This is a genomic window from Oceanobacillus oncorhynchi, assembly GCF_000821065.1.
Classification (GTDB): Bacteria; Bacillota; Bacilli; order Bacillales; family Amphibacillaceae; genus Oceanobacillus; species Oceanobacillus oncorhynchi.
The window spans coordinates 1,798,452-1,822,260 of record NZ_CDGG01000001.1 but is presented as its reverse complement, the minus strand read 5'-3'; the positions used below and the strand labels follow the sequence as shown (position 1 = coordinate 1,822,260).

The 23,809-nt window shown below is 38.7% G+C and carries 24 protein-coding genes; 11 read left to right on the top strand and 13 right to left on the bottom strand.

All coding sequences use genetic code 11. The features are described from left to right. Nucleotides 1-8 precede the first annotated feature (8 nt). The 7 genes from murQ to BN997_RS08650 all read right to left on the bottom strand — a co-directional run bounded on the left by murQ (nt 9) and on the right by BN997_RS08650 (nt 6,584). Nucleotides 9-896: an N-acetylmuramic acid 6-phosphate etherase gene (gene murQ / locus BN997_RS08680; RefSeq protein ID WP_042531422.1), complete on the bottom strand. Its 888-nt coding sequence runs from the start codon at nt 894-896 to the stop codon at nt 9-11. A gap of 32 nt (nt 897-928) precedes the next feature. Beyond that, nucleotides 929-1,951, bottom strand: coding sequence for a serine hydrolase domain-containing protein (locus BN997_RS08675; RefSeq protein ID WP_042531420.1), 1,023 nt, complete (start codon nt 1,949-1,951; stop codon nt 929-931). Then, nucleotides 1,938-2,930, bottom strand: a complete 993-nt coding sequence (locus BN997_RS08670) for an N-acetylglucosamine kinase (protein ID WP_042531418.1) — start codon at nt 2,928-2,930, stop codon at nt 1,938-1,940. The genes BN997_RS08675 and BN997_RS08670 overlap by 14 nt, the downstream gene beginning before the upstream one ends. A 6-nt stretch (nt 2,931-2,936) precedes the next feature. Further along, entirely contained in the window at nt 2,937-3,809 is an 873-nt protein-coding gene (locus BN997_RS08665; RefSeq protein ID WP_042531415.1) for a MurR/RpiR family transcriptional regulator, read from the bottom strand. Nucleotides 3,810-3,861: 52 nt separating this feature from the next. Then, a complete protein-coding gene (anmK, locus tag BN997_RS08660) occupies nt 3,862-5,034 on the bottom strand; it encodes an anhydro-N-acetylmuramic acid kinase AnmK (protein WP_042531413.1) in 1,173 nt (390 codons plus the stop codon). Nucleotides 5,035-5,144: 110 nt separating this feature from the next. After that, nucleotides 5,145-6,233: a DUF871 domain-containing protein gene (locus BN997_RS08655; protein WP_042531411.1), complete on the bottom strand. Its 1,089-nt coding sequence runs from the start codon at nt 6,231-6,233 to the stop codon at nt 5,145-5,147. 30 nt (nt 6,234-6,263) lie between these two features. Next, entirely contained in the window at nt 6,264-6,584 is a 321-nt protein-coding gene (locus BN997_RS08650) for a PTS lactose/cellobiose transporter subunit IIA (protein WP_244882357.1), read from the bottom strand. Nucleotides 6,585-6,854: 270 nt separating this feature from the next. Between BN997_RS08650 and BN997_RS08645 the strand changes: the two genes are divergently transcribed. The 9 genes from BN997_RS08645 (at nt 6,855) to BN997_RS08605 (ending at nt 15,134) form a co-directional block, all read left to right on the top strand. Further along, a complete protein-coding gene (locus tag BN997_RS08645) occupies nt 6,855-7,163 on the top strand; it encodes a PTS sugar transporter subunit IIB (protein ID WP_042531409.1) in 309 nt (102 codons plus the stop codon). Nucleotides 7,164-7,189: 26 nt separating this feature from the next. Further along, the gene (locus tag BN997_RS08640; protein ID WP_042531407.1) at nt 7,190-8,461 is read left to right on the top strand and encodes a PTS sugar transporter subunit IIC; all 1,272 of its coding nucleotides are present in this window, start codon (nt 7,190-7,192) and stop codon (nt 8,459-8,461) included. A gap of 97 nt (nt 8,462-8,558) precedes the next feature. Further along, nucleotides 8,559-8,864, top strand: coding sequence for a hypothetical protein (locus BN997_RS08635; protein WP_042531405.1), 306 nt, complete (start codon nt 8,559-8,561; stop codon nt 8,862-8,864). After that, nucleotides 8,851-10,818, top strand: a complete 1,968-nt coding sequence (locus tag BN997_RS08630; RefSeq protein WP_084612894.1) for an AcpB/EbpR/MafR family transcriptional regulator — start codon at nt 8,851-8,853, stop codon at nt 10,816-10,818. Before BN997_RS08635 ends, BN997_RS08630 begins: the two co-directional genes overlap by 14 nt. A 229-nt stretch (nt 10,819-11,047) precedes the next feature. Next, nucleotides 11,048-12,343, top strand: a complete 1,296-nt coding sequence (locus tag BN997_RS08625) for a 6-phospho-beta-glucosidase (RefSeq protein ID WP_042531403.1) — start codon at nt 11,048-11,050, stop codon at nt 12,341-12,343. A 75-nt stretch (nt 12,344-12,418) separates the two neighbouring features. Next, complete coding sequence (locus BN997_RS08620; protein ID WP_042531401.1) at nt 12,419-12,742, top strand: PTS sugar transporter subunit IIB; 324 nt, start codon at nt 12,419-12,421, stop codon at nt 12,740-12,742. Then, complete coding sequence (gene celB / locus BN997_RS08615) at nt 12,739-14,022, top strand: PTS cellobiose transporter subunit IIC (RefSeq protein WP_042531399.1); 1,284 nt, start codon at nt 12,739-12,741, stop codon at nt 14,020-14,022. Before BN997_RS08620 ends, celB begins: the two co-directional genes overlap by 4 nt. 1 nt (nt 14,023) lies before the next feature. Beyond that, nucleotides 14,024-14,779, top strand: a complete 756-nt coding sequence (locus BN997_RS08610) for a carbohydrate deacetylase (RefSeq protein WP_042531396.1) — start codon at nt 14,024-14,026, stop codon at nt 14,777-14,779. Then, the gene (locus tag BN997_RS08605; protein WP_042531393.1) at nt 14,766-15,134 is read left to right on the top strand and encodes a PTS sugar transporter subunit IIA; all 369 of its coding nucleotides are present in this window, start codon (nt 14,766-14,768) and stop codon (nt 15,132-15,134) included. The genes BN997_RS08610 and BN997_RS08605 overlap by 14 nt, the downstream gene beginning before the upstream one ends. A 148-nt stretch (nt 15,135-15,282) precedes the next feature. Here BN997_RS08605 and hmpA read toward each other — a convergent pair whose 3' ends face one another. Beyond that, entirely contained in the window at nt 15,283-16,503 is a 1,221-nt protein-coding gene (hmpA, locus tag BN997_RS08600) for an NO-inducible flavohemoprotein (protein WP_042531391.1), read from the bottom strand. Between the two features lie 308 nt (nt 16,504-16,811). On the opposite strand from hmpA, the gene BN997_RS08595 reads away from it, so the two are divergent. Next, nucleotides 16,812-17,252, top strand: coding sequence for an RrF2 family transcriptional regulator (locus tag BN997_RS08595; protein WP_042531389.1), 441 nt, complete (start codon nt 16,812-16,814; stop codon nt 17,250-17,252). 275 nt (nt 17,253-17,527) lie between these two features. On the opposite strand, the gene BN997_RS22185 is transcribed toward BN997_RS08595, so the two are convergent. From BN997_RS22185 to BN997_RS08570, 5 genes are all read right to left on the bottom strand, one after another. Beyond that, complete coding sequence (locus tag BN997_RS22185; protein WP_052484960.1) at nt 17,528-18,397, bottom strand: GNAT family N-acetyltransferase; 870 nt, start codon at nt 18,395-18,397, stop codon at nt 17,528-17,530. A gap of 115 nt (nt 18,398-18,512) precedes the next feature. After that, a complete protein-coding gene (locus tag BN997_RS08585; protein WP_042531387.1) occupies nt 18,513-19,517 on the bottom strand; it encodes a LacI family DNA-binding transcriptional regulator in 1,005 nt (334 codons plus the stop codon). A gap of 152 nt (nt 19,518-19,669) precedes the next feature. Then, nucleotides 19,670-20,608: a dihydrodipicolinate synthase family protein gene (locus tag BN997_RS08580; RefSeq protein ID WP_042531385.1), complete on the bottom strand. Its 939-nt coding sequence runs from the start codon at nt 20,606-20,608 to the stop codon at nt 19,670-19,672. 106 nt (nt 20,609-20,714) lie between these two features. Beyond that, nucleotides 20,715-21,992, bottom strand: coding sequence for an Nramp family divalent metal transporter (locus BN997_RS08575; RefSeq protein WP_042531382.1), 1,278 nt, complete (start codon nt 21,990-21,992; stop codon nt 20,715-20,717). Between the two features lie 107 nt (nt 21,993-22,099). Continuing rightward, complete coding sequence (locus BN997_RS08570) at nt 22,100-22,360, bottom strand: hypothetical protein (RefSeq protein WP_042531380.1); 261 nt, start codon at nt 22,358-22,360, stop codon at nt 22,100-22,102. A gap of 162 nt (nt 22,361-22,522) precedes the next feature. Here BN997_RS08570 and BN997_RS22895 point away from each other — a divergent pair, with 162 nt between their 5' ends. Continuing rightward, complete coding sequence (locus BN997_RS22895; RefSeq protein ID WP_052484959.1) at nt 22,523-23,692, top strand: short-chain dehydrogenase; 1,170 nt, start codon at nt 22,523-22,525, stop codon at nt 23,690-23,692. The last annotated feature ends 117 nt before the right edge of the window (nt 23,693-23,809 follow it).

The window sequence follows — 23,809 nt, the reverse complement described above, 5'->3', positions numbered from 1 at the left end:
CAGACATGCTATACACTATCCAATTCTCCTATTGCTTTGACAAAATTCCCCTTGTACTTGTCCAGTTTTTCCTGCGCTATTGCCAACTCAACGCCAAACATCTGCATTAAAATAGCTGCTTTTGTATCCCCATCTGCTTTATCATAAGCCTGAGCAGCTTCCTTATCATCTGCCTGCGTCAACTCTTTTATAATAGAGACTGCCCTCTTACGCAATTTATGATTCTTTGCCTGCAAATTAACCATCAAATTTTCATAGACTTTCCCAGTCCGCACCATCGTTGCTGTGGACAACATATTTAAAACAACTTTTTGAGCCGTTCCCGCCTTTAGCCTTGTAGAACCTGTGACAACCTCCGGACCAACGGGGAGTTCGATAGCTATATCCGCTTCCTGCGATAGTTTTGTATCCTCGTTACAAGAAATTCCAATCGTTGAAAGTCCTAATGATTTGGCTTTATTCACAGCACCTAATACATAGGGGGTTCCACCGCTGGATGCAATTCCAACAATAACATCTCCATGTTCTGCAGCCTCCTCTACATCTTTTCCGCCAAGTTGTTCATCATCCTCTGCCCCTTCCACAGCTACACGCAGTGCACCATCTCCTCCAGCAATAATACCTTGAATGACGTCAGAGGAAACCCCAAAAGTCGGAGGACATTCGGAAGCATCCAGAACACCTAACCTACCGCTTGTTCCTGCCCCTAAGTAAATGACTTTATTTCCTTTTTCTATCGCTGCAACCATTGTCTCTACAGCCCTTTCTATTTGAGGAAGCACATTCTCAACAACTTCAGGTACCTTCTTATCTTGTTCGTTCATCAATTGCAGGATGTCATAGGTGGATTGTTCATGTAAATGATAGGAATGTTTATTTCTCTTCTCCGTCAACATATATTAACTCCCTTTCCAAATGTATATTTTTACTAGGTAATCAGCGTTTCAAAAACCATCGTGTGAAACCTTTTTCTGATTTCAGACAATCGATGCTGTCGTCCATAGTGCACTATATTGGTAAGCAGGATTGTAATGATTTCTTCTTTTGGATCAATCCATAAACTTGTGCCTGTAAATCCGGTATGTCCAAACGAGCCGATGGACCAGGCTGATCCGCAAGTTGTTCCAAGCGTCTTATCATGTAATACTTCAAAGCCTAAACCTCGATTTTGAATCACATTTTCTTTGATTAAAGCCATTGTTTCCGGTCTTAATATCGACTGCTTTTCCGGATACAGCCAATAATCGGCATAGACCGCTACATCCGAAATATTAGAAAATAGACCTGCTGAACCGCCAACGCCGCCCAAATGATAGGCTTTTTCATCATGTACCTCACCATGAACGAATTTTCCGCAAACTTTTTCCGTTGCAGCGATCTTATTTTTTTCTATTTTGTCAGGGAGAAAGCCAGTGTCTTTCATCCCCCAGGGCTGATACAGCTCCTTATCCGCAAAAACATCCAGCCGTTGGTTTGTTATTGCTTCGACAACTTTTCCTAAAACAATCATGCCGATATCGCTATATAAAACCTGTGTCTCTGGCAGGTGCACTGCTGTACAGTTCAAAATTTCCTTCCATACGTCTCTTTGCTGATACCGGTTTTTAACAGATAAATCTGCTGAAACACCTGAGGTATGCTGTAAAAAATGGCGAATGCTTATCTGCTTTTGCGGAAACGCGGGTATATATTTATTTACTGCATCGTCTATATGCAGCTCATTTCGCTCATGTAAAAATAGAATGCTCGGCAGTGTACACATAATTTTTGTTAAAGAAGCCAGGTCAAAGTAAGTTTCTGCAGTAACAGGGATTCTCTTTCCTTCATTATTCAAAAAGGAGCCTGCACTTCGTAACGTTTTCTGTTGTTGATGATGCCTGACAAGATAAACAGCTGCAGGAATCTCATCCTTTGTAACTAATTCCTCTAAATACCGTTCATAAGCCTTCATTTATGGCACCTCTTCTCCCTTTATCTGACAGCATTCGTTTGATTTGTTCCGGCAAATAGCCCTGCTGCTTTAGAACAAGCGCAATACTTCCAATCACAGGTGGATTTTGTGATGTTAAAACGTTTAACGAGGGAATTGCAGCGAGTTCCGCTTTTACCTTTTCGACAATGAGGTCATTTTGAAAAATGCCTCCTGCCAACACAAAAGAAACAGTCTCATCCCTTGTTTGAAACAGCCGTTCAAACAATACATTGCCGCGATTCGCTATTTGTTTAGCCGTTTCTTGGATAATCTTTAGGGCAATATCATCTTTCATTTCAGCCGCTTGAAAGACATAGCTTGCGAATGCAGCCACACGCTGTTTTTCAAAATGTTGATAGATTATAGGAATCAATTCTTCTATACAATCGATTTCTTCTCCATCCAAAATAAGGTCTGTCAGCGCAGTTTTTGGTCCCAGCCCGTCTAATTCATTGAATACAGCTATCAAGGCCTGCGAGCCTAAATCATAGCCGCTGCCCGGGTCTCCTCCAATCACGTGACCCCATCCGCCAACGCGGGCAGTCCTTGATTGATGCACCCCAAGCGTTATTGCTCCTGTTCCGCAGATAGACACAATACCATCTGCGCCGAATGTTTCTGAATAAAGAGCAATGGTTCCATCATGCTCCACAACGATTTCATTAATGGGGAAGCTATGCGGTGATGTTTTTTGAAAGTACTCGACCCATTTTTTCCGGTCCGCTTCTCTGCCTAAGCCTGCTATACCCAAACCTAACGATACCTCTGTATTATCCGAAAAATGATTGTGTTCATAAGCCTCGCTTATGATTTGGCTGATGACTTTAGCAGAATGAGTATAGCTGGTACTGTGGGGATTTGCAGCCTCTGCTTCCGTTTCCCATACATGCCCCTCTGTTTTATGAAACAATAACGCTTTCGTTTTCGTTCCACCGCCATCAATTCCCAAGATATACATTTATCATCACCCTTTATGTGGATTCCGAAATTCCTTTTGCAACACTTCTCGTGTCTTATTAAGATAATATAAGGTGGAATCATAACTTCTTGAAGCAACGCCGGTAAACAAAATATCAATGATATTAAGCTGTGCCATCCGTGATGCAGTTGCTGCACTTCTAACCAGTTCTGACTCAACAGAGGATACATATAAAGGAATATCAGCCATCTCAGACAGAGTATTCTTTCCGTACCTTGTAATCGTTATCACCATTGCATTATTTTTTTTCGCATTTTCAATCGATGAATTGACATGCTTTGTTTCTCCTGAATAAGAAATCCCGACTGCCACATCCTTTTCTGTTAATGTAACGGAGGAGGTCAACTGTAAGTGCGCATCTTCAAATGCGGTACAATATTTGTTAATTCTTAAAAATTTCTGCTGTGCGTCCTGTGCAATAACCTGTGAAGCAGCCGCTCCATAGAAATCAATTCGATTTGCCTTATCTAATGCTTCAATGGCTCTCTCCACACTGGATAAATCAAGTATCTTCAATGTCTGCTCAATAGATTGTATGTTTTTCTGTGAAATGATATCCATAATGGAGCTTACCTTTTCCCCTGAGGAAATTTCTGTATTGTTATAGTTGCTCAGCTCACTAGTTTGCAAATTCCCAGCAACTCGCAGCTTTAAATCTTGAAATCCGGATACGCCTATGTTCTTACATAGACGTATAATAGCGGCTTGGCTGGATCCGCTTCTTTCAGAGAGTTCTTTGATTGACAGCCGGACTGCTTCTTCCGGATGCTCTAATATATAATTTGCGGCATTTCTTTCAGCTGGTTTGATGATATTCAATGCTTCTCTAATTCGGATTAATCCATCATTATTTCTCATTTTATAAAACCTTTCATTGTTAATTTTTCGACTTGTGCATCGTATAGACTTATTATAGAAGGAAATTTGGATTAACTCCATAAGGAGGAAGCGTTATCTGCCCCAATATAACCGGCTCTCTGGCACCTGTCGCGTTAGGTACATTCGTTTTTTGCTGATGAATGGTCTCATTCGCCAGAACAGCAAATCCGACTGCTTCCTTCTCATCTGCAGTTATCCCTATCTGTTCCGCTGTGTACACATTTTTAGAAGGCAATAAACTCTGGAGCATTGTGATTAATGTCTTATTATTTCCTCCCCCTCCGCTGATAATAATGTCTGTAATATCTGTTTTGGGAAACACAAATTTCTGATAAGCATCCGCAATAGAATATGCCGTGAAATAGGTGGCAGTCGCTACTAAATCCTCGTATGGCAAATCTTTATGGTTCTTGATAACTCTAGAGGTAAACGTTTCTCCAAACTGTTCTCTTCCTGTTGATTTAGGCGGCTGAAGAGCAAAGAAATCATGTTCCATCCATTCTGCTGCGATAGCTTGATGAACCGTTCCTTTTTTCGCAATTGCACCTTCTGCATCATAGCCCACCTGAAACAATTTTCTACACAGGGCATCAATAATCATATTCCCCGGGCCTGTATCAAATGCATAAATCGTTTCTAAAGATGAATCCTTTTCCATAACCGTACAGTTTCCAATGCCGCCAATGTTTTGTAAAATTCTTCCCTTATGCTGATCTCTATATAATAACCAGTCAATATACGGAATTAAGGGAGCACCTTCCCCTCCAGCAGCAATATCCATCATTCGAAAATTGGAAACAACCATTGTTTTGGTTTCATAAGCAATCACCGAGGAATCTCCTATTTGTAAGGTGGACCGCACCTTGGAGCCATCTGCTTCAGGAATATGATAGACCGTCTGCCCATGAGAGCCGATTAAATCAACATCTTCTAAATTGACCCCAGCCTCTCTGCAAACCCTTTTAACTGCCTTTGCAAAGGAATAGCTTAATTTCACATTTAAGCTGCACAGCTTTCCAACATTTGATTTATCAACGTCCATAGCATCCAATAATTCTTGTTTTAAAGCACCATCATAGGGCCATGAAATGCTTTTTATAATATCGATTTCTGTATCGGTGCCATAACCATCTATTTTTACAAGTGACGCATCCAGACCATCTAAGGATGTCCCGGACATTAACCCTACAACCAATTTACTCATGTCATCTCCCCTTTACGAAAGTTTTCTTCATGCTACACAACAGAAAAAGCGCCACAGCCTCCGTCACACTGTTTACCTAAACATCTGATAAGATACCCTTCATTCTTTGCTTATGCTCTTGCCGTAAATGCAAACTTTTCCCATGGCTTTAAATAATCAATTAAGAAAATCTCTTCCTCTCTAATTCTTGCAACTACGTTGGATTTACCGGAATTGACCATATCTTTTAAAGCAATCTGCAATTCTCCGGCATACTGTTGATATAAATCACTTTCTATAATGATATCTCCTCTTTTTATATCCGGCGTATGATGAGCCGGGAAGGTATGCCCGCGATATTTCACTCTGCTCTGCGTAGAACGAATCATATAATCGGAAACGTCTCCCCTGTAAAAATGCGGCTCACGAAAAATAATTTCTTTTTCCAAATCACTTGCGGTAGAAACCGTATCGACAGTAAACGTTATTTTCTCCTTGTTTATCTCACTGAGGCGCTTCATTTCCGCTTCAGATGCATAAGCATTACTGATAATGACATCATCAATAACGTTTGTGGCAAATAAATGCTTCGCTTGCACGTCAATTGGCAATTCACGATGCATCTCAACTGTCGGCAGACCCTCTACGATTGGCCATGGTCCAAAAGCAGCATCCTTGGAAGAGATAAAAGCTGCTGTTCTCAAACCATGCTGTTTAAATTTCCGGCTGCATTCCATAAAAAAATCATAGGATAGCCCGGCGTAGCGATGCGGGTAAAAGTTATGGCATCCTGTCAGTTTAGATAAATTAGGCTGATAGCTTAACAGATTTTCCAAATATTTATTGGAGTTACTCATATTAATCTCGATGCTCAATCCATAAGAATTATACGTCATCATTGCTTCTTCATTACCGGTAAATCCCATATCTAATCGGATACCATCCACTCCAAGATCAGCGAAAAAAGATAAGTCTTGATAGGAAATATTCAATGCAGCAAATATGCGCGGACTGATATCACAAATCACTTCCATTTCTTTTTCTTTCGCAAAAGAAATTGTTTTCTTAAAATCAGAGATTATTTTTTCTTTATCCCCTTCTACGGATAGCAGACAAGTGAAGATACGTTCAAAACCATATTTCCTTGCTGTTTGTATATATTCCAAGTCTTCTTCGACACTTGATTTATTGGGATAGATGGAAATACCAAGCTTTTTCATTTCGAACACCTCTCTCCTCATGTATTCATTTTAATTCTTCTCTAATTCGGAAATTCTATTTAACAGCTTAATCATATTTTCAATCAATGACATTTCACTTATCGCTGCCATCAGATGGTCTTGGGCGTGAACCATCAGCAAAGTCATTGGAACACCTTCTCCATTTAACTCTGCTTGAATCAGTTTGGTCTGCGTATTATGAGCCGTGTTTAGTGTTTGATTTGCTTCTTTCAACTTCTCTTCCGCTTGCTGAAAATCATTTTCATGCGCTAGTTCGAGCGCTTCATAAGCCATTGCTTTCGCATCTCCACCATTCGATATAATTTCAAAAATTTCTTTTTCCATATCCATCTGAACCCCTCCCGCTGATTTCCGCATGATAGCGGATTGAATTTTAATTTTACAATTTTAAAATATATTTGAAATTTTATTTTATGTATTCTATAATACAAGTATATGAAAGCCCTTTCAAGCAATTAATCATTTATCCAAAAAAATATTTTCAGGAAGGAGGCCACCAATAAAAAAATCGAGCTTATTTTTAAGTCGCTTGCTGTTTATAGGAAACGGATAAAAGGCTGCAGTAAAATCCAAATAATTATTTTTAAAGGACGTGACGTGATGAAAAAAGTATTATTTGTATGCTCTGGTGGAATGTCGAGTGAAATTGTGGTGAATGCATTAAAAAAAGAAGCGGGAAAACACGGACAGGATCTTGACGTAAAGGCTGTAGGCTCCAGTGAGGTAGACGCAGAACTTGACCATCATTGGGATGCCATTATGGTTGCACCGCAAATAAGACATCGCTTTAAAGGCATCAAGGAAAAAGCGGATGAACATGGCGTTCCATGCGGCTCCATACCTGCTCAGGCCTATAACCCATTGGGCGGTCCTACGTTATTAAAAGCGCTGAATGAATTGATTTCATAGCTCAGGATGGAAAGGAGTTACGTATCATGGCTAAATTTACAGATTTTTTGGAGGAAAAGGTTTCTAATCCAATGGCCAGATTGGCGGAACAAAGACATCTTTTAGCTATTCGTGATGGTGTTATTTCTTCCCTGCCATTCATTATTGTAGGATCTTTCTTTTTACTTATTGCCTCTCCGCCTTTGCCCGAATCATGGGCAATTACTCAATGGGCGGCAGATAATGCAGCAGAAATATTAATCCCTTATCGGATGACCATGTTCATTATGTCCCTTTACGTCGCATTCGGTATTGGCTATAATTTAGCGCAATCCTATAAGGTCGACCCTTTGTCAGGGGCACAAATTGCAGTTGCTTCTTTGCTTCTTACCATTACACCAACAGTAATTGATGAGTTGTTTTATTTACCAATGGAGTTTCTCGGCGGAAGCGGTCTGTTTGTAACGATTATTGTTTCCATCCTGTCTGTAGAAATCTTCCGAATATGTAAACAGAAAGGGATTACGATCAAACTCCCGGATGCCGTCCCTAAATCCGTCAGCAGATCCTTTGAAGCACTTATTCCGGTAGCCATCGTTATCGTATTAATGACTCTTATTACGGTAGTTATCGGAGTGAATTTGCATACAGTTGTTGAAAAGCTGGCCGCTCCGCTCGTTACAGCTGGAGACAGTTTATTTGGTGTATTAGTCCCTGTTTTTCTCATTACCTTTTTCTGGTCGTTTGGTATCCATGGTGTTTCGGTTGTCGGATCGGTCGCACGTCCAGTATGGGAAGTATATTTGTTAAATAACGGGGAAGCTGCCGCCGCAGGAGAGATTCTGCCTCATGTTGCCCCTGAGCCTTTATATCAATGGTTCATATGGGTCGGCGGCTCAGGCGCCACACTTGGTCTTGTTATTGTGATGATCTTATTTGCACGATCAAAATATTTAAAAAATCTAGGCAGAACAGTGAGTGTACCTGCCCTTTTCAACATCAATGAACCGGTTATTTTCGGACTGCCGATTGTCTTAAACCCGATACTGATTATTCCTTTTATCATTACACCTATCGTTCTTGCAATTATTTCTTATTTTGCAACGTCCATAGGTCTGGTATCGCCGACATTTATACGAGCCCCCTGGACGCTGCCAGCTCCAATCGGCGCTTATCTGGCAACGGGAGGTGATTGGCGGGCTATCCTCCTGGTTCTTGTCAATATCGCGATATCCGTAGCAATCTATTTCCCATTCTTTAAAGTCTATGATCGAAAAATGGTGGACTTAGAAACGGAAGAAGATAATACAGCTCCATAAGACGAAACGTCACTCAGCGGGAGTTTTACGGACGATTCTCCGTAATAAATTCAAGAGAGGAAATCAGCAGGTTTCCTCTCCCAGGGAGGAAAATATAATGAAAGAGTCCAAATTAATACCTCGTATCAGCTTTAAAGGAGTGCTTGTGTTTTTATTTATATTATTTGTTGGAATGCTCGTCTTTCCGACTTTCTTAAGTTATTTCCAGCTTCCGGATGCAGTAAGCTATTTTATCAGTGCCGGGATAGCAGCTTCATTAGGTATTGGCATTGTTCTTACTAAAATAGATGGAAAGGCAGAAGAGAAGCCTTATTTCAAAAAACGTATAATCGTTGCCCTTCTTGTCGGGTTTGTCAGCAGTGCTTTAATGACCTTTGTATTTGGAGGAGATGTTATTGGTTAATGAAACAATCAGAACAGAGGATCAATCAGGTATGCATATGAATGTGCGATGGAAACAAATTTTACATTTATTGCTCACGTCCGGGAAGTCTTTAACCAGTCATGAATTAGCGATAGAGCTGCAAGTCAGCTCCAAAACAATTCGCAATGATATGAAGAAACTCCGGCCCTTGCTAGCTGATTACCATATAGAAATCGCCTCTGTACGCGGGAAAGGCTATACATTAATAAATACTGACCAGAAAAAAATTACTGCTTTCTACCAACAGCATATGGAACAATCTATCCCTGTTGAGCCAGAAGATAGGGTTCATTTTCTAATGGAAAAATTACTACTGCAAACCGACTATATTAAGCTTAACGAAATAATGGAGAAAATATATGTCAGTCGTTCAACCTTACAGAGTGATTTGCGACAGGTACGCAAAATTTTAGCAGATTATCAGCTTACGCTGGATCAGAAACCGAACTACGGAATAAAAGTGAAAGGCGATGAAATGCAAATTCGTTTTTGTATCGCAGAATGGCTTTTTCAGCAAAGCACTTCATTTCTGCATCATGAGATGGACCTGTCCATCTTAAATGAAAAAGATTTGAAAATGATTAGAGATACAGTTTTATCTCATTTGCGACAAAACAAAATCATTATTTCAGATATAAATCTTCATAATTTAATTACACATGTAGCTATTTCTGTAAGACGTCTCAGAGAAAACAACACCATTCAAAAAAATATATACGATGCTAATTTACAGGACACCACAGAATATGAAGTAGCCCAAAAGATATTACTTGAGATAGAAGAAAATTTATCTATTATTTTTCCAAGTAATGAAGTTGCCTACTTAACCATACATCTGATGGGGACAAAACTCCTCTCTCATGAAGAAAGTACGACAGAACTCCATCAAGTTATTGATGCGGATACACTCAAGCTGGCAGAACAAATGATAGAAAGAATCGACAATCAATACGGATTTCATTTAAAAGAAGATAAGGAATTGAAGCTTGCATTGGCTTTACACTTAAAGCCAGCAATCAATCGTTATCAATATCAGATGAACATGCGCAACCCAATGCTTGATGAGATAAAAATGAATTATCCCCTATCGTTTGAAGCGGCATTAGCTGGGAGTGAGGTATTAATAGAAGAAAAATCAATTACGATAAAAGAAGATGAAATCGCCTACCTTGCATTACATATAGAAGTGGCTCAAGAACGAAGAAAACAACTGGTTGCCAGCAAAAAACGCTGTCTAATCGTTTGCGCTTCTGGAATGGGCAGTGCACATCTTCTGAAATATAAACTTAAAAGTATGCTGTCAGAAGACTTGGTTATTGTTGGAACAACCGAAATGCATAACTTAAAATACCATTCACTGGATTACATTGATTTGATTATCACCACGATTGCTATTCCTTGGGATACCGGGAAACCAGTTATCCAGGTGAGTACTATCTTAGGGAAATCTGATCTTTCTAACATACAGCAGCTTCTAAGAAAAGGAAAAGATATAACAGATAATTATCTTTATGAATCATTTACTTATTTGCAGCAAAGTTTCAGTCAACCTGATTCTATCCTTCATTTTATGTGCAACGAAATCTACAAAGCAGGATTTGCTAATGAAAATTATCTTGATTCCGTTTTAAGCCGAGAAGAGTATGCGCCAACCAGCTTTGGAAATTTAGTCGCCATCCCCCACCCTCTTGAACCGAAAAGCACACATACATTCTGGTCAGTGATGACTTTGGCAAAGCCGGTTGATTGGGGAAAAAAGCCTGTACAGCTTGTGTTTCTATTAAGTGTAAAGAAAGAGAATCCAAAAGAAATGAAAAAAATGTTTGAAGCTTTAGGTGATTTACTGGAAGACAGAGATTTAATTCAGAGATTAATAGCATGTACTACCTTCAAACAATTCAATCATACTTTGCAGCAATGGAAAGATCTTTAAAGCCGGATGAATGGAACAATGAATTCATCTGGCTTTATTATTCTAGCTTGGCATCAGCCTCCATCCTTTTCAATATGTTCTTTTTGCATACTCTTAAGCGCCCCCTGATAATAACCCCCAGTTTTATCCACTTGATTTTTTTCCTTTGCAGATAGAAAAGGACGCGGTGCAAAAGTCCAACATATTCAACTACAATAAAGATAACAAAGAGAAAAGAGGTGAGGAATGAATGAAGTCTATCAAATTAGCAATCATTGGCGGTGGGTCTTCTTATACTCCTGAACTTCTGGAGGGTGTAATTGCTGAAGCAGAACATCTACCAATAAAAGAAGTATGGCTTGTCGATATTCCTGCAGGTGAACGGAAACTTCATATCATCGAAGCACTAGCAAAAAGAATGATTAAAAAATCTGGTCTCCTTATTCATATCTTTGCAACAATGGATAGAGAAAAAGCCATTGAAGGCGCAGATTATGTCATCACACAATTTCGAGTCGGACAATTGGAAATGCGGAGAAATGATGAATATATTTCCATGAAGCATGGGGTTATTGGACAAGAAACAACTGGTGCAGGAGGATTTATGAAAGCGCTTCGTACTATTCCGGTTATTTTAGAAATTTGCAAAGAGATGGAAAGGTTAGCCCCAGACGCGTGGCTGTTGAATTTCACCAACCCTGCAGGTGTAGTAACCGAAGCTGTACTGAAGCATTCTAAGATTAAAGTGGTCGGGCTCTGTAATAACCCTATTAATTTCTATAAAAAGTTTGCTGCCGTATATGATGTGCCAGTGGAAGCTGTAAGAATTCATTTTACCGGAGTGAATCATTTAATTTGGATAACCGAACTGTACATTCACGGACAATCACACATACAGGATGTTCTTACAGGGCAATCAGAAAGCTATGAAGCTGCCAATATACCAAATTTTGATTGGGATATGGATTTCCTTCAGTCGCTTGGTGCTATCCCCTGCGGATATCACAGATACTATTATCAGACCGATACCATCTTAAAAAAACAAAGAGCGGGATATAAAAACAAAAAAACACGAGCAGATCAAGTACAAAAGGTAGAAAAAGAACTTTTTGAGCTTTATCAAAATCCAGAATTGGACAGAAAGCCAGAAGCATTGGAACAACGGGGAGGAGCTTATTATTCCGAAGCTGCTATCCAGCTTATGAAATCAATTCATTTGGATACACAGCACATTCATACGTTGAATGTCAGAAATAACGGAGCAATATCCTGTCTTCCTGAATCTGCCTGTGTGGAAGTCAATTGTATAGTTGAAAAGCATAAAATCACACCATTGCAAACTTCCGAACCATCGCCACAAATCCGCGGATTACTGCAAATAGTAAAAGCTTATGAAGAGCTTACCGTTGAGGCTGCCACAACAGGAAATAAGGGGATTGCCATCCAAGCTTTAACACTACATCCGCTTATCCCTTCCGCAGATAAAGCCAAAGAAATTCTTGATGATATGCTGGCGGTCAATAAGCCTTATTTAAACTGGAACTGACAGCCTATCTTGTATTCGCGAGGAGGGATTACAGCGAGTTAGTCTGTGATAATAATATGTTAGGAGATTTTAAAAATGAAAATTATATTGCTCTGCGCGCTGGGAATGAGCACAAGTTTGCTTGTTAAAAAAATGAATAGAGAAGCTGCCAGTCAGTCTATTGATGCTACTATTGAGGCATATTCTGCAGATGATTTAGAGGAACAACTGGAAAATGCAGATATCATCCTGCTTGGACCGCAAATTCGCTATAAAAAAAGGAAAATATTCCAACAAGCAGAAGAAGCTGGTGTACCAATTGATGTTATTGATATGAAAGCTTACGGGGTACTTGACGAAAAAAAGGTATTAAAACAAGCTCTGAGTTTAAAAAATAAACAAGGGAGAGAAGGTCAATGAATGGGTTTCAAGAATTTATGGAACGTTATTTCATGCCAGTTGCTGGAAGGCTTGCTGAACAGCGCCACTTAAAAGCAGTACGAGATGGTATTATTGCTGTTATGCCATTATTGATTATCGGAAGTGTGTTTTTAATTATTTCCTCGCCGCCCGTTGAAACTTGGGCAGATTTCATGGCGCCATATGCTGCTAAACTAAGTATCCCTGTTGATGCTACATTTGGACTGCTTGGATTAATAGCAGCATTTTCAATCGCATACAGCTTGGCAAAAAGCTATAAAATGGACGGACTTTCGGCAGGAGTATTAAGCATCGCAGCATTTTTTGTTGCAACACCTTTGACCGAAGATGGAAATATCCCGCTTAACTTACTTGGAAGCGAAGGACTCTTCATCGCTATCCTCCTATCTATCCTTACAGTAGAGATATTCCGCTTCTTTGAACAGCGAAATATTGTCATTCGCATGCCTGAAAGTGTACCTCCTTCTGTTTGGAGAGCATTTACCGCGCTTATTCCTGGAGCTGTTATCATTGCAGTGGTATGGGGAATCGACCTATTGCTCAGCGCTGTTTGGAATCTATCTTTGCACGAAATTGTTGGAGCTGTATTAAGAGAGCCTCTGCAAATGCTTGGATCAAGTTTTTGGGGAGCGATGGTTGCTATTATACTAATCCATCTACTCTGGTCATTTGGAATTCACGGCATTTCTGTTGTTGCCAGTGTCATGGCTCCTATCTGGTACAGTCTGACAGAACAAAACGTAGCTGCACAACAAGCTGGAGAAGAGCTCCCTCATATTGTCGGTCAACCTTATATGGCAATCTGGTGGGCTGTAGGCGGATCAGGCATGGCTCTGGCACTCACCTTACTACTTGTCTTCATGGCAAAATCAAAACATTTAAAAGGGCTTGGAAGAGGCTCCATAGGAGCCGCCTTTTTCAATATCAGTGAACCCGTCATTTTTGGAGCACCTATCGTAATGAATCCATTATTGATTGTTCCATTTATTCTGGCTCCTCTAGCTGTCGGCATTATCACTTATTTCACTATGTCGATTGGCCTGGTCGGTAAGCCTTATGCGATTGTTCCTTGGACAACGCCTCCTCCATTTTCCGGAATACTGACAACAGGCGATTTCCGTGGCGGTATTCTTATGATTGTAAATATTTTAGTAGCGATGCTTATCTACTTCCCTTTCTTTAAGATGTATGATAAGCAACTTTTAAAGGAAGAAGCAGATAATAAAGAAGACGCATCAATTGAAGAAAAGGATGATTGATATGCCAAATAGGAAGAAAGCAATTATTAATGCGGATGATTTTGGTATGACTCCTGGTGTTACAGCGGGAATCCTCTATGCGCATCAGTTTGGTATTGTAACAAGTACTACAGCAATGGTAAATCGTCCTTTCGCAAAAGAAAGCTTAGCTCTGGCAACAAACTATCCCAATCTCGGTATTGGCTTACATTTTGTCTTGGATTCTGGAAAGCCCGTTTCTCATCGAGTGCCAAGCTTGGTAGACCAAACCGGTCAATTTTTATCCGGCGATTCTCTAATGAAATCCGCCAAAAAAGCAGATATAAAAGCGGAGTTGCTTGTACAGCTTGAATTATTAATGCAATGGCATCCAAATGTTACGCATATTGACAGCCATCATCATATGCATTTGCATCTGCCAGATGCATTGGAAGCAGTCTTGGAAGTAGCAGAAACATATAAGCTTCCGATACGCTCCTTCACAGAAAATCATTGGCAGAGCACAGACAGTACGGACAATCTATATTATGACTTTTATGGAACAGAGAATGTAAATCTCTCCTACATCGAATCAATACTGGTAAATTTGGAAGAGGGGGCAAGCGAGATCATGTGTCACCCGGCATTTTTAGATCCCTGGCTTACTGCAGGCAGCAGCTATACAGAAATAAGAATGAAGGAATTAGAGATTTTAACAAATTACAGATTAAAGGAAATCATCCACGAGCATTCTATTGAGCTAGTTCACTTTGGAGGTATACACAATGAATATAGATAATTTATCCATGCAAATCATTTTACATGCTGGAAATGCTAAAAATGCACTGCATGAAGCTCTGCATCAAGCAAGAATTGGAGATTTCTCGCATAAGGAGGGTAAATTGGAAAAAGCTGTCGAAGAATTACTGCTGGCTCACAAAATACAAACCAGTTTTATTCAAGAGGACGCAAAAGAAAATTTGGAATCGTGGTCAATACTTCTTGTACACGCTCAGGATCATTTAATGACAGTTATGTCTGAAAAGGAACTGATAGAAGAAATGATTCATCTATACGAAAATCAGTATCGACTGGAGCAGCGCGTAGAGGAATGGATAGATGTAGGAAGAAAATACAATTTAGACAGCAAATGAATCATTTAGCTGCGTAAAGTAAATCTGTAGGAACGGGCGAACTTTTGTGATAAAGACATTTATAATCTACTATACATGAATCTACTTTTCTCGCCAAAATAAAACCAAAGAAGCTGACTATTCATAAGAGCAGGCCAGCTTCTTCTTTTTAATTCGCTATCTCATCCATTGGTTCAAATAATTCAAAGTGAATATCATTATCTGCCACATTCATTTCTTGCAAATGACCATGCATCGCACCCATAAATCCTTTTGGACCGCATAAATAAAAAGATGCGTCCACCGTTGGAATAACTGTTTTTAGCCAATCCAAGTCAATATGCCCTTCTTTATCACATACACCTGCGTCTGTATTATCCGCATAAACCGTATATTGCGTTACTTGTTTATTGGATTCTGCAATAGAGGCTATTTTATCCTTCATTGCATGGTAGGCGCGAGATCTAGCTGCATGGATAAAGATAACTTCTCTCTCCGGCTGTTCTTCTACCACTGTTTCCAGCATACTCATTAATGGGGTTAATCCAACTCCCCCACTGATTAACACTAGTGGTTTTTGTTCTGTTTCGTTTAATACAAAATCTCCAGCTGGCGCGCTAATTGCCAGAACAGCACCTTCTTCTACTTGGTTATGAAGATAATTAGATACAATTCCTTCCGGATGATGCTCATCTTCCCGCTTCACACTGATTCGCAAGAAATCCTGTCCCGGCGCAGTGGATAAACTATATTGACGTAAATGGTCATAGGCTTCCCCTTCCATTTGTGCTTTTACAGTAATATATTGTCCAGCTTGATAAGGTGGAAGCTTTCCGTTATCTGCAGGCTTTAAATAAAAAGAGGTGATGACTTCACTTTCCGGAACTTTCTTAGTAACTGTAAAATCACGAAATCCAACCCAGCCTCCTGGCGTATTTTGCTTTTCTTCATACATTTCTTTTTCTACGCTGATAAACACATCTGCAATCACGCCATATGCTTTTTCCCATGCATTAATAATGTCATCCGTAGCAGCATCTCCAAGCACATCCTTGATGGCAATTAATAAATATTTTCCTACAATCGGATATTGTTCTGGTCTGATATTTAAGCTTGTGTGTTTATGGGCTATCTGTTTCACATGCGGCAGGATATCCTCTAAATGCTCAATATTTGCCGCTGCTGCATAAACTGTATTTGCCAACGCTTTTGGCTGTCCGCCCTTCCGCTGGTTGGTCTGATTAAAAACATTTTTCAGTTCCGGGTGATTTTCTAACATAATTTTATAAAAGTGCCCTGTTATTGCTTCACCATGCTCCTGCAAAACTGGTACCGTTGCCTTTATTGTTTCTATTGTTTTCTGATCTAATCCCGCTGTTGTTGTTGCCATTATAAAACACTCCTTTGTTAAATAGTGAAAATTCACTCCATGGAGGGCTGCTTCCCTCTTACAGAGTTTTAGCTAAATCAATCGGGGTATTCACGTCCGCTGCTTCCCGTTTTCTCTTCATAAATCACCTTAATCCTTGAAACAGAGAGGTTACAGACGATTGCACCAAGGTACATTTTATCTTGATCATTTAAAAGATGTATTTTGAATACATCTTTTATTTTAATACGGTTAAAATGTGAATTCAATGTGTCAAAAGCAAATTTATGTTACAATTATGTGAAACAATTAACAATTGGAGAGATATCATGAACTTAAAAAAATATACAGACTTCTCCTTGCGCGTCTTGATTTTTGTTGGATTAAAGCCGGAGGACGAGCTTTCAACAATCAAAGAAGTATCCGATGTGTATGCCATCTCACCAGAACACCTGAGAAAGGTTGTCCATGATTTAACGAAAAGAGGATTACTGACATCTGTCAGAGGAAGAAACGGCGGATTCCAGCTTGCCAAGCCTGCTTCTGATATCAATATTGGATTATTGATCCGCTCTCTGGAAAGTGATTTTAATTTACTCGAATGCTTTGATAAAGAAACCAATCATTGCGTGATTTCACCGGGGTGCTCCTTAAAGCATGTCCTGAATAAAGCGTTATTTCAATTTTTTAAAGTGCTGGAAGAATATACATTAGAGGATTTAATACAGAATGAAGAGGAACTGAAGGAATTGATGGGGATGAAAGATTAATTCGGGGGATGATCTTGTATTTCATCCTATTATTTACAAGACGGCTAAGGCAGCCCGCTACAAGACCCCCCCTATCTCAATTTGATTATTAAAATGAAAAAGCCGTGATTTTTACTAATGGCCTGTATAGTGATATCCTCTAAACTTATTTAACGAAGCAGGAATTAACGGAATTAACGGAAGGTCATTCCTACCTTTTTGAACAGTCTCTTAAATAAATAAAAACAGCCTTTCCTGGAAAAGACTGCTTTTACTCCTTACTCACTGTATATCCGCTAGTACTGAATTTTATAATGAATCAATGTATCTCCCTTTTCAAATCCTATTTTTTCGTAAACATGATTCGCATGATCGTTGTCGGCATCCACAGTGAGATGTACCTCATCTATTTTAGGAAAAGCAAATATAGCTGTTAACACTTCCTTTAATAAAAGCCTTCCAAATCCTTTATTTTGATACCTGCCTGCTACGGCAATATATTCTAATGAAGCCTCTGAAAGCTCTTTGTTTATTTCAAAATAAGCATAACCAACGAAATCTCCATGATCATCCTTCAAAACCTTTAGTACATTATTCTTGTTTAACCTGTTCCGGATGGTTTCTGCGTCATAATATGTATTTGGAAAAATGCTGTCATGCAGCTGCCGGAATGCTGGAAAATCAGGCTCAGTAAAGAAACGGCATTTTCGTTCATCAGCGTTTTCAAAACGGTTCCGATAAATAACTAAATTTAAGTGTTTCCTTCCTTGTTTTGCTCCAATCTGTTTCATAAATGCCTGCTGCTTTCTATTTTCTTCGTTAATAAAGAAGGAAAAATACTGAACAGATGGATATCGATCGATTAACCGCTGCCAAAGCTGAACGTCCCATTCCATTCCTTCCGTCTTATTAAACGGACCCCAGACTTCTGCTTCGTTATTCTCTATATCCAATCCGCAAGCAGCCACAATTTCTCCAGTATTGCGTTTAGCTATTAGAAAGGAAACTTCTCCCTTCTCATTCACGAAGTCCTCTTTAAGCGCTTGTAAAATATCCGCTTTATCTGTTCCGCAAAAACCAATATGATTGGTCTTTTGATGATTCATATCCGCAAGAAAACCAGCTATTAATTCAAGATTATTTGCTCGTTCTATTATAACGGTCATCTTCATACACCTTCTTTTATAGAGCTAAGCATGTCATTTTACAAAAAGGTTTTTTGTAAAATGACAATAGCACCGGGAAAATTCTGTTCGTTCTTAATTAATTATTATATTCAAACTAATCCTTCACAATTCCAGTTGTGTCTCTTGAAATAAAATCCATTTCAAAAACTATCTCTTTTTTGCGAATTTGTTTACCCTTTAACAAATTAATTAAAATTGCTGAAGCTCTTTTTCCTATTCCAATCAAATCAACATGCACGGTCGATAGCGCAGGAGTAATATGGCTTGATAATGGCACATCATCTAATCCAACAACAGATAAATCTTCAGGTATCTTTAAACCAACTTTTCCGGCAGCTTTGATTAAACCAATTGCTAAATAATCAGATGAACAAACAAATCCAGTTATTCTTGAATTTTCAATTAAAAATTTTTCTAAATCCTGATTTCTTGCTTGTATTTCAAATTCACCCACTTCAAACACATTATTTTTAGTGTATTCCATATTTAATGACTCTATTGTATTTTTATACCCTCTCAAGCATTTCACACTATGCATAGAGTCCATAGGCCCATTTATAAAACCAATATTTCTGTGTCCTAATTTGTAGAGTTCTTCTACCGCTTTTTTGGTCCCCATCTCGTCATTTGGCCGTACACAAGGGAATGGCGAATCTTCTAAATAACTACCGATTACTACAATCGGCAATCCGATACTTTCTAACCATTCTAATTTCAACTCTTTGTATCTCGGAGCAAATAATATTACTCCATCAACTGATTGAGTTTCCAGCAACCTTTTTTGCTGCAGGGAAGTAAAAGACATCACCATATTGTAATCTGTTTTATCTAAACCTTTCGCAATACCTTCTAGTACAGTAGAAAAAAAAGGGTTATTTAAAGTAAATGTACCTCTGGGTATTACTATAGCAATATTTCCGGTCGATTTCATAACTAACCCACGAGCACCCATATTAGGACGGTAATCTAGTTCATCCATGACTTCGCGTATTTTTTTTTCAGTTTCTTTGCCTACACCTGGTTTTCCACTTATGACTCGTGAAACCGAGGCAATTGAAACTCCTGCCTTTAATGCAACATCTTTCATACTGACAGTCACTATCTTATCCCCCATTTAATGATTGTTGTTTTTATTATAAAACATTCTTACACCAATTCATAGAATAGGGATATATGTAAAAGCTAATATGTTCTTTTTCCAGGAACATACTAGCTTTTTATTTATCATAAAACATTTTTAATTAATAATACTTATACTTCTACAGATAGCCCTACTTTTTTAAGTCCATCAGATATTTCTTGTTTTTCTTCCTCAGTTAATGGTAATACTGGACGACGAGCTAGAGAACTGCTGATTAAACCACGTTGATACATTGCTTCTTTCATTCTTAAATGTGAGGTAGATGAAGGTTCATCCATCTTATAGATTGCCTGTTTTAATTCGTAAATACGATCATATACTTTATTAGCTTCTGCTAAATTTTGATTCTTAACTTGTTTGACCAGTTCTGCAATCAAATCTGGAACAAAGCAACCAAATCCTACTAATGCACCGTCAATACCTTGTACAAGTGTCGGTAACAAATATTCATCGTGGCATGTTAACAGCGAAACATCTGGCGCATGCTCCTTAAGCGCTCTTACGTCTACTTCATATTGTGCCATATCACGTTGACCGATTTTAAAGGAGACCACATTAGGTATTTTCGCCATTTCCAATAATTGACTCGTCGTATATGATGGTTTAGTCCATGTAGGATATTGATGGACTACAATTCCAATATTGACCGATTCAGCTACATCTTTAAAAAATTCAACAGGTGAATCCGGCTGCATTCCAAAGCGTAACCATGAATGTGGAGGCATTAATAAAATTCCTTCCCCACCAGCTTGCTCAACTGCCTGACTATGTTGAATGGCTTCAATTGACCCTTCTGCAGAAACACCAGAGATTACTGGAATACGCCCTTGTAATTCATCTGCTGCTATCCTTACTGCTTCTGCACGCTCTTCCGGTAATAAAGTCATGATTTCTCCCGTATGCCCATTAACCACTATTCCATTTACACCTTCATGACTTGCCACCCATCTAACTAATTTACGAAATTCTGGTTCGTCAATTGAATAATCATCCTTAAAAGGAATTAATACTGCAGGAAATACTCCACTCCATTTTTCTTTATTTTTCATTATAATCTCCTCCTATTTTTTACGTAAACGTTTACGTAACAATGGTAAAACGGTTTCATTATATTGTCAATAATAAATAATGACCTTATATAAATCCTTCCGTTTATTAACTGAATATTTTAGAAATTACATCTATAATTACAAAAGTAATTAATATTAAAGAAAATAAATAACTTATGGTCATACATACTTGCAATAATTTTGGTTTTTTCAAGCCTTTATTTACTTCTTTGTTATATAAAAGCAAACACATAAAAAGGCCTCCAAACGGCGCAGCAACAGCCGTAGCTATATTTGCCACATATATCAATTGTATTGGTGACCCTCCATAACTGAAACTAACAACTGCAGAAATAACCAAGACAACAAGAGACCCCCAACGGACACTTTTTTCTTCTAAGCCAGTCGGTTTATTAAAACCTGCATTTAATAATACAATTGATCTGTGTGTGTTTCCTAGAAGTGATGAAAACGCACAAGCAACTAGGGCAAGTCCCATAACTATACTTGCAGCTCTTCCCATAAAAGGAACTAGCATATCCGCTAGCTGCGTAGGAGAGCTTATTATTACTTGATTAGGAAATAACACAATAGCGCCCACTAGAACTATTGCGCCGCTCACTAATATCACTCCCGCTATATGCGCTATCGAATCAGCCAGCATACCGCCATTAAATAAATCAGCTTTTTTCCACTTTTTCTCTTTGCTTAAATAAGTACCATATAACGCAGTTGTAATAGAAGCATTTGTACTAATAAAACCTAACACTAAAGCTAAACTTCCAACCGGAAAAGTCCAATGGCTTATTCCGTACGCTAATTCACCTAAATTTGGTCCTCCAGTTTGAAATATTGTGGCGTAAAAAGCCAATATTAACCCAATAACACACAACATTGATATCTTTTCCACTTTCGAATATACACCTTTAGAAAAATAACAGTACACTAGGAAGGCCAACATAATTAACGCACCTATTTTCCAGTCTATCCCGAATAGCAGATTCATACCTGCACCTGTACCAGAAATATTTCCTATAGTAAAAAATACACAAGATAAAAAAGTTGTTATTCCAACAATCTGAGCAGCTAAAGGGCCAAAATAATGTCTAATCGCATGTAACGCTGGCATGCCAGTCAAAAGAGCTACTCTATATGTTGTTAATAAGAAAGATATACCCATAAAAGCAATTGGTATCATAATCCAAAGTAACGAGTATCCATACATCGCCCCTACCATAGAAGCTGTTGTAATCGCTCCAGGTCCAATAACAATCCCAGCCAATATTATACCCGGGCCAATTCTCTTCATTAAATCTTTAAAAGGAAGGCGCCTAATATTGGATTCATGAACAGGTTCTTGTTCAATTAGATTTTCCTGGCTCATAATCTACCTCCAGTTCCATTTTCCTTAGTAAACGTTTACGTAAAATTAAAATAACACGAAAGCGCATACAAAGTCAACGTTTTTATAAAATACATTCTGAACTTTCTTTATTTTCTTTTTCTAAAATTATTTCGTGTTTTACCGCAAGCTCTCCTTACCTCAGCGTACTGTACAAAATAATATATAAAAAAGCCAATCAACGGTGGCACAATATAATCAATTACATTAGCATAATTACTTCGTATAACCATCATCAACAAGGAAGCAAATAAGAACACACAAAAAAATCGTATACTTGATGGAAGCAATTTCTTTTTTTCCTTTTGAAATGCTTCTTTTGTGGATACTTCTTCCGTTTCGAAGTCCATTTTTTACCACTCCCCCACTTTAATGTAACACAAATATTAATTTCAGAAAATAACAATTTATTTAGCAGGAAAAATGAATAGGTTTCATTGCTGATTCGCGCAAACGCTTTTACAATAAACATAAAAGGCCCTACTAGAAAATATATGGAGAGGGGAGATTTTTTGCAGCATTATCCTTGGGAAGCTTTGACAGTGGAAGAAATAAATCACCTGATGAAAGATGTCTCTGTGTCATGGTGGATTGCTGGAGGCTGGGCGCTTGATTTGCATTATGGACAGCAGACAAGAGAGCATGGCGATATGGATATTTTGATTAGAAGCGAAGATTTAGATGCACTAAAAAAGTATTTAGGAGAAAGCTATGAATTATTTATTGCTGATAACGGTATGTTGACACAGCTGGAAGATTCTGAAAGCCTAAGCGTAGCATCAGGCAGTCTTTGGGTCAGAAAGAAGCAGGGAACAAGCTGGTTATTCGAAATCATGCTAATAGATTCAGAGAATGACGAATGGATTTACAAAAGAGATAACCAAATCAAACGGTCTATCAGCAGGATTGGAGCACTCACAGACGATGGTATACCCTATATAAAGCCGGAGATACAATTGTTATATAAGGGCGGCAGCTCTGTTATCAGAGAGAAGGATCATAAAGATTTAGAACGGCTGCTTCCCGTTCTGAAAAAGAATGAAATAAAGTGGCTTTATTATTCATTACGTCAGCAATTTAACGGGAAGCATCCGTGGCTGGAAATCATCCATAATAAAATGAAAGACCTCCCTGCCCACACCTTGGTTATCGGCGGAACAGGAATGTTATCCGCTGCTTCTTTATGGCTTGCTGATCATTCAGATAAAGTTTCCATTATCGCACGCAATCAGACTAAAATGGAGAGAGTACTTAACAAGACGGAGGCGGCTTCCTCTATTACCCCGTTATTTGTTAACTACAAAGATAGTGCGGGGCTGAAAGAAAGGATTAAAGCAGCCATCCTTCAGAACGGTCCAATCGATTTGGTTATTGCATGGATTCATTCGGATGCGCACCATGCGTTAGATATTATCTGTCATGAAGTTGCACAGGAAAATCCAGCTTGGAAACTCTATCACATCTTAGGGAGCAGCTCCAGTTTAAATCAAATAAAAGATGCTGCTGTAAAGAAATATCCGGGCTGCCAGTACAGACAAATTCAGCTTGGATTTATTTTAGAGAAAGAAGACTCCAGATGGCTAACACATCAGGAAATCAGCGATGGAGTGATTGATGCTGTTGTTCACAATCAGGAAATAAAAATTATTGGAACATTAGAGCCTTGGGATAAGCGTCCTTGAGTTATACAAATACGGATACTTTTATGAAGAAGTTGACAGAGAAATAAATAAAGCTATATGAACATTTTGTCCATATTTGAAACGAAACATGACATGTTGTCCCTAAAGCTCTTTACA

Excerpts from the sequence above, each read along its gene's own strand:
- murQ (WP_042531422.1), bottom strand. The coding sequence starts at position 896 with ATGTTGACGGAGAAGAGAAATAAACATTCCTATCATTTACATGAACAA.
- BN997_RS08675 (WP_042531420.1), bottom strand. The coding sequence starts at position 1,951 with ATGAAGGCTTATGAACGGTATTTAGAGGAATTAGTTACAAAGGATGAG.
- BN997_RS08670 (WP_042531418.1), bottom strand. The coding sequence starts at position 2,930 with ATGTATATCTTGGGAATTGATGGCGGTGGAACGAAAACGAAAGCGTTA.
- BN997_RS08665 (WP_042531415.1), bottom strand. The coding sequence starts at position 3,809 with ATGAGAAATAATGATGGATTAATCCGAATTAGAGAAGCATTGAATATC.
- anmK (WP_042531413.1), bottom strand. The coding sequence starts at position 5,034 with ATGAGTAAATTGGTTGTAGGGTTAATGTCCGGGACATCCTTAGATGGT.
- BN997_RS08655 (WP_042531411.1), bottom strand. The coding sequence starts at position 6,233 with ATGAAAAAGCTTGGTATTTCCATCTATCCCAATAAATCAAGTGTCGAA.
- BN997_RS08650 (WP_244882357.1), bottom strand. The coding sequence starts at position 6,584 with ATGGATATGGAAAAAGAAATTTTTGAAATTATATCGAATGGTGGAGAT.
- BN997_RS08645 (WP_042531409.1), top strand. The coding sequence starts at position 6,855 with ATGAAAAAAGTATTATTTGTATGCTCTGGTGGAATGTCGAGTGAAATT.
- BN997_RS08640 (WP_042531407.1), top strand. The coding sequence starts at position 7,190 with ATGGCTAAATTTACAGATTTTTTGGAGGAAAAGGTTTCTAATCCAATG.
- BN997_RS08635 (WP_042531405.1), top strand. The coding sequence starts at position 8,559 with ATGAAAGAGTCCAAATTAATACCTCGTATCAGCTTTAAAGGAGTGCTT.
- BN997_RS08630 (WP_084612894.1), top strand. The coding sequence starts at position 8,851 with ATGTTATTGGTTAATGAAACAATCAGAACAGAGGATCAATCAGGTATG.
- BN997_RS08625 (WP_042531403.1), top strand. The coding sequence starts at position 11,048 with ATGAAGTCTATCAAATTAGCAATCATTGGCGGTGGGTCTTCTTATACT.
- BN997_RS08620 (WP_042531401.1), top strand. The coding sequence starts at position 12,419 with ATGAAAATTATATTGCTCTGCGCGCTGGGAATGAGCACAAGTTTGCTT.
- celB (WP_042531399.1), top strand. The coding sequence starts at position 12,739 with ATGAATGGGTTTCAAGAATTTATGGAACGTTATTTCATGCCAGTTGCT.
- BN997_RS08610 (WP_042531396.1), top strand. The coding sequence starts at position 14,024 with ATGCCAAATAGGAAGAAAGCAATTATTAATGCGGATGATTTTGGTATG.
- BN997_RS08605 (WP_042531393.1), top strand. The coding sequence starts at position 14,766 with ATGAATATAGATAATTTATCCATGCAAATCATTTTACATGCTGGAAAT.
- hmpA (WP_042531391.1), bottom strand. The coding sequence starts at position 16,503 with ATGGCAACAACAACAGCGGGATTAGATCAGAAAACAATAGAAACAATA.
- BN997_RS08595 (WP_042531389.1), top strand. The coding sequence starts at position 16,812 with ATGAACTTAAAAAAATATACAGACTTCTCCTTGCGCGTCTTGATTTTT.
- BN997_RS22185 (WP_052484960.1), bottom strand. The coding sequence starts at position 18,397 with ATGACCGTTATAATAGAACGAGCAAATAATCTTGAATTAATAGCTGGT.
- BN997_RS08580 (WP_042531385.1), bottom strand. The coding sequence starts at position 20,608 with ATGAAAAATAAAGAAAAATGGAGTGGAGTATTTCCTGCAGTATTAATT.
- BN997_RS08575 (WP_042531382.1), bottom strand. The coding sequence starts at position 21,992 with ATGAGCCAGGAAAATCTAATTGAACAAGAACCTGTTCATGAATCCAAT.
- BN997_RS08570 (WP_042531380.1), bottom strand. The coding sequence starts at position 22,360 with ATGGACTTCGAAACGGAAGAAGTATCCACAAAAGAAGCATTTCAAAAG.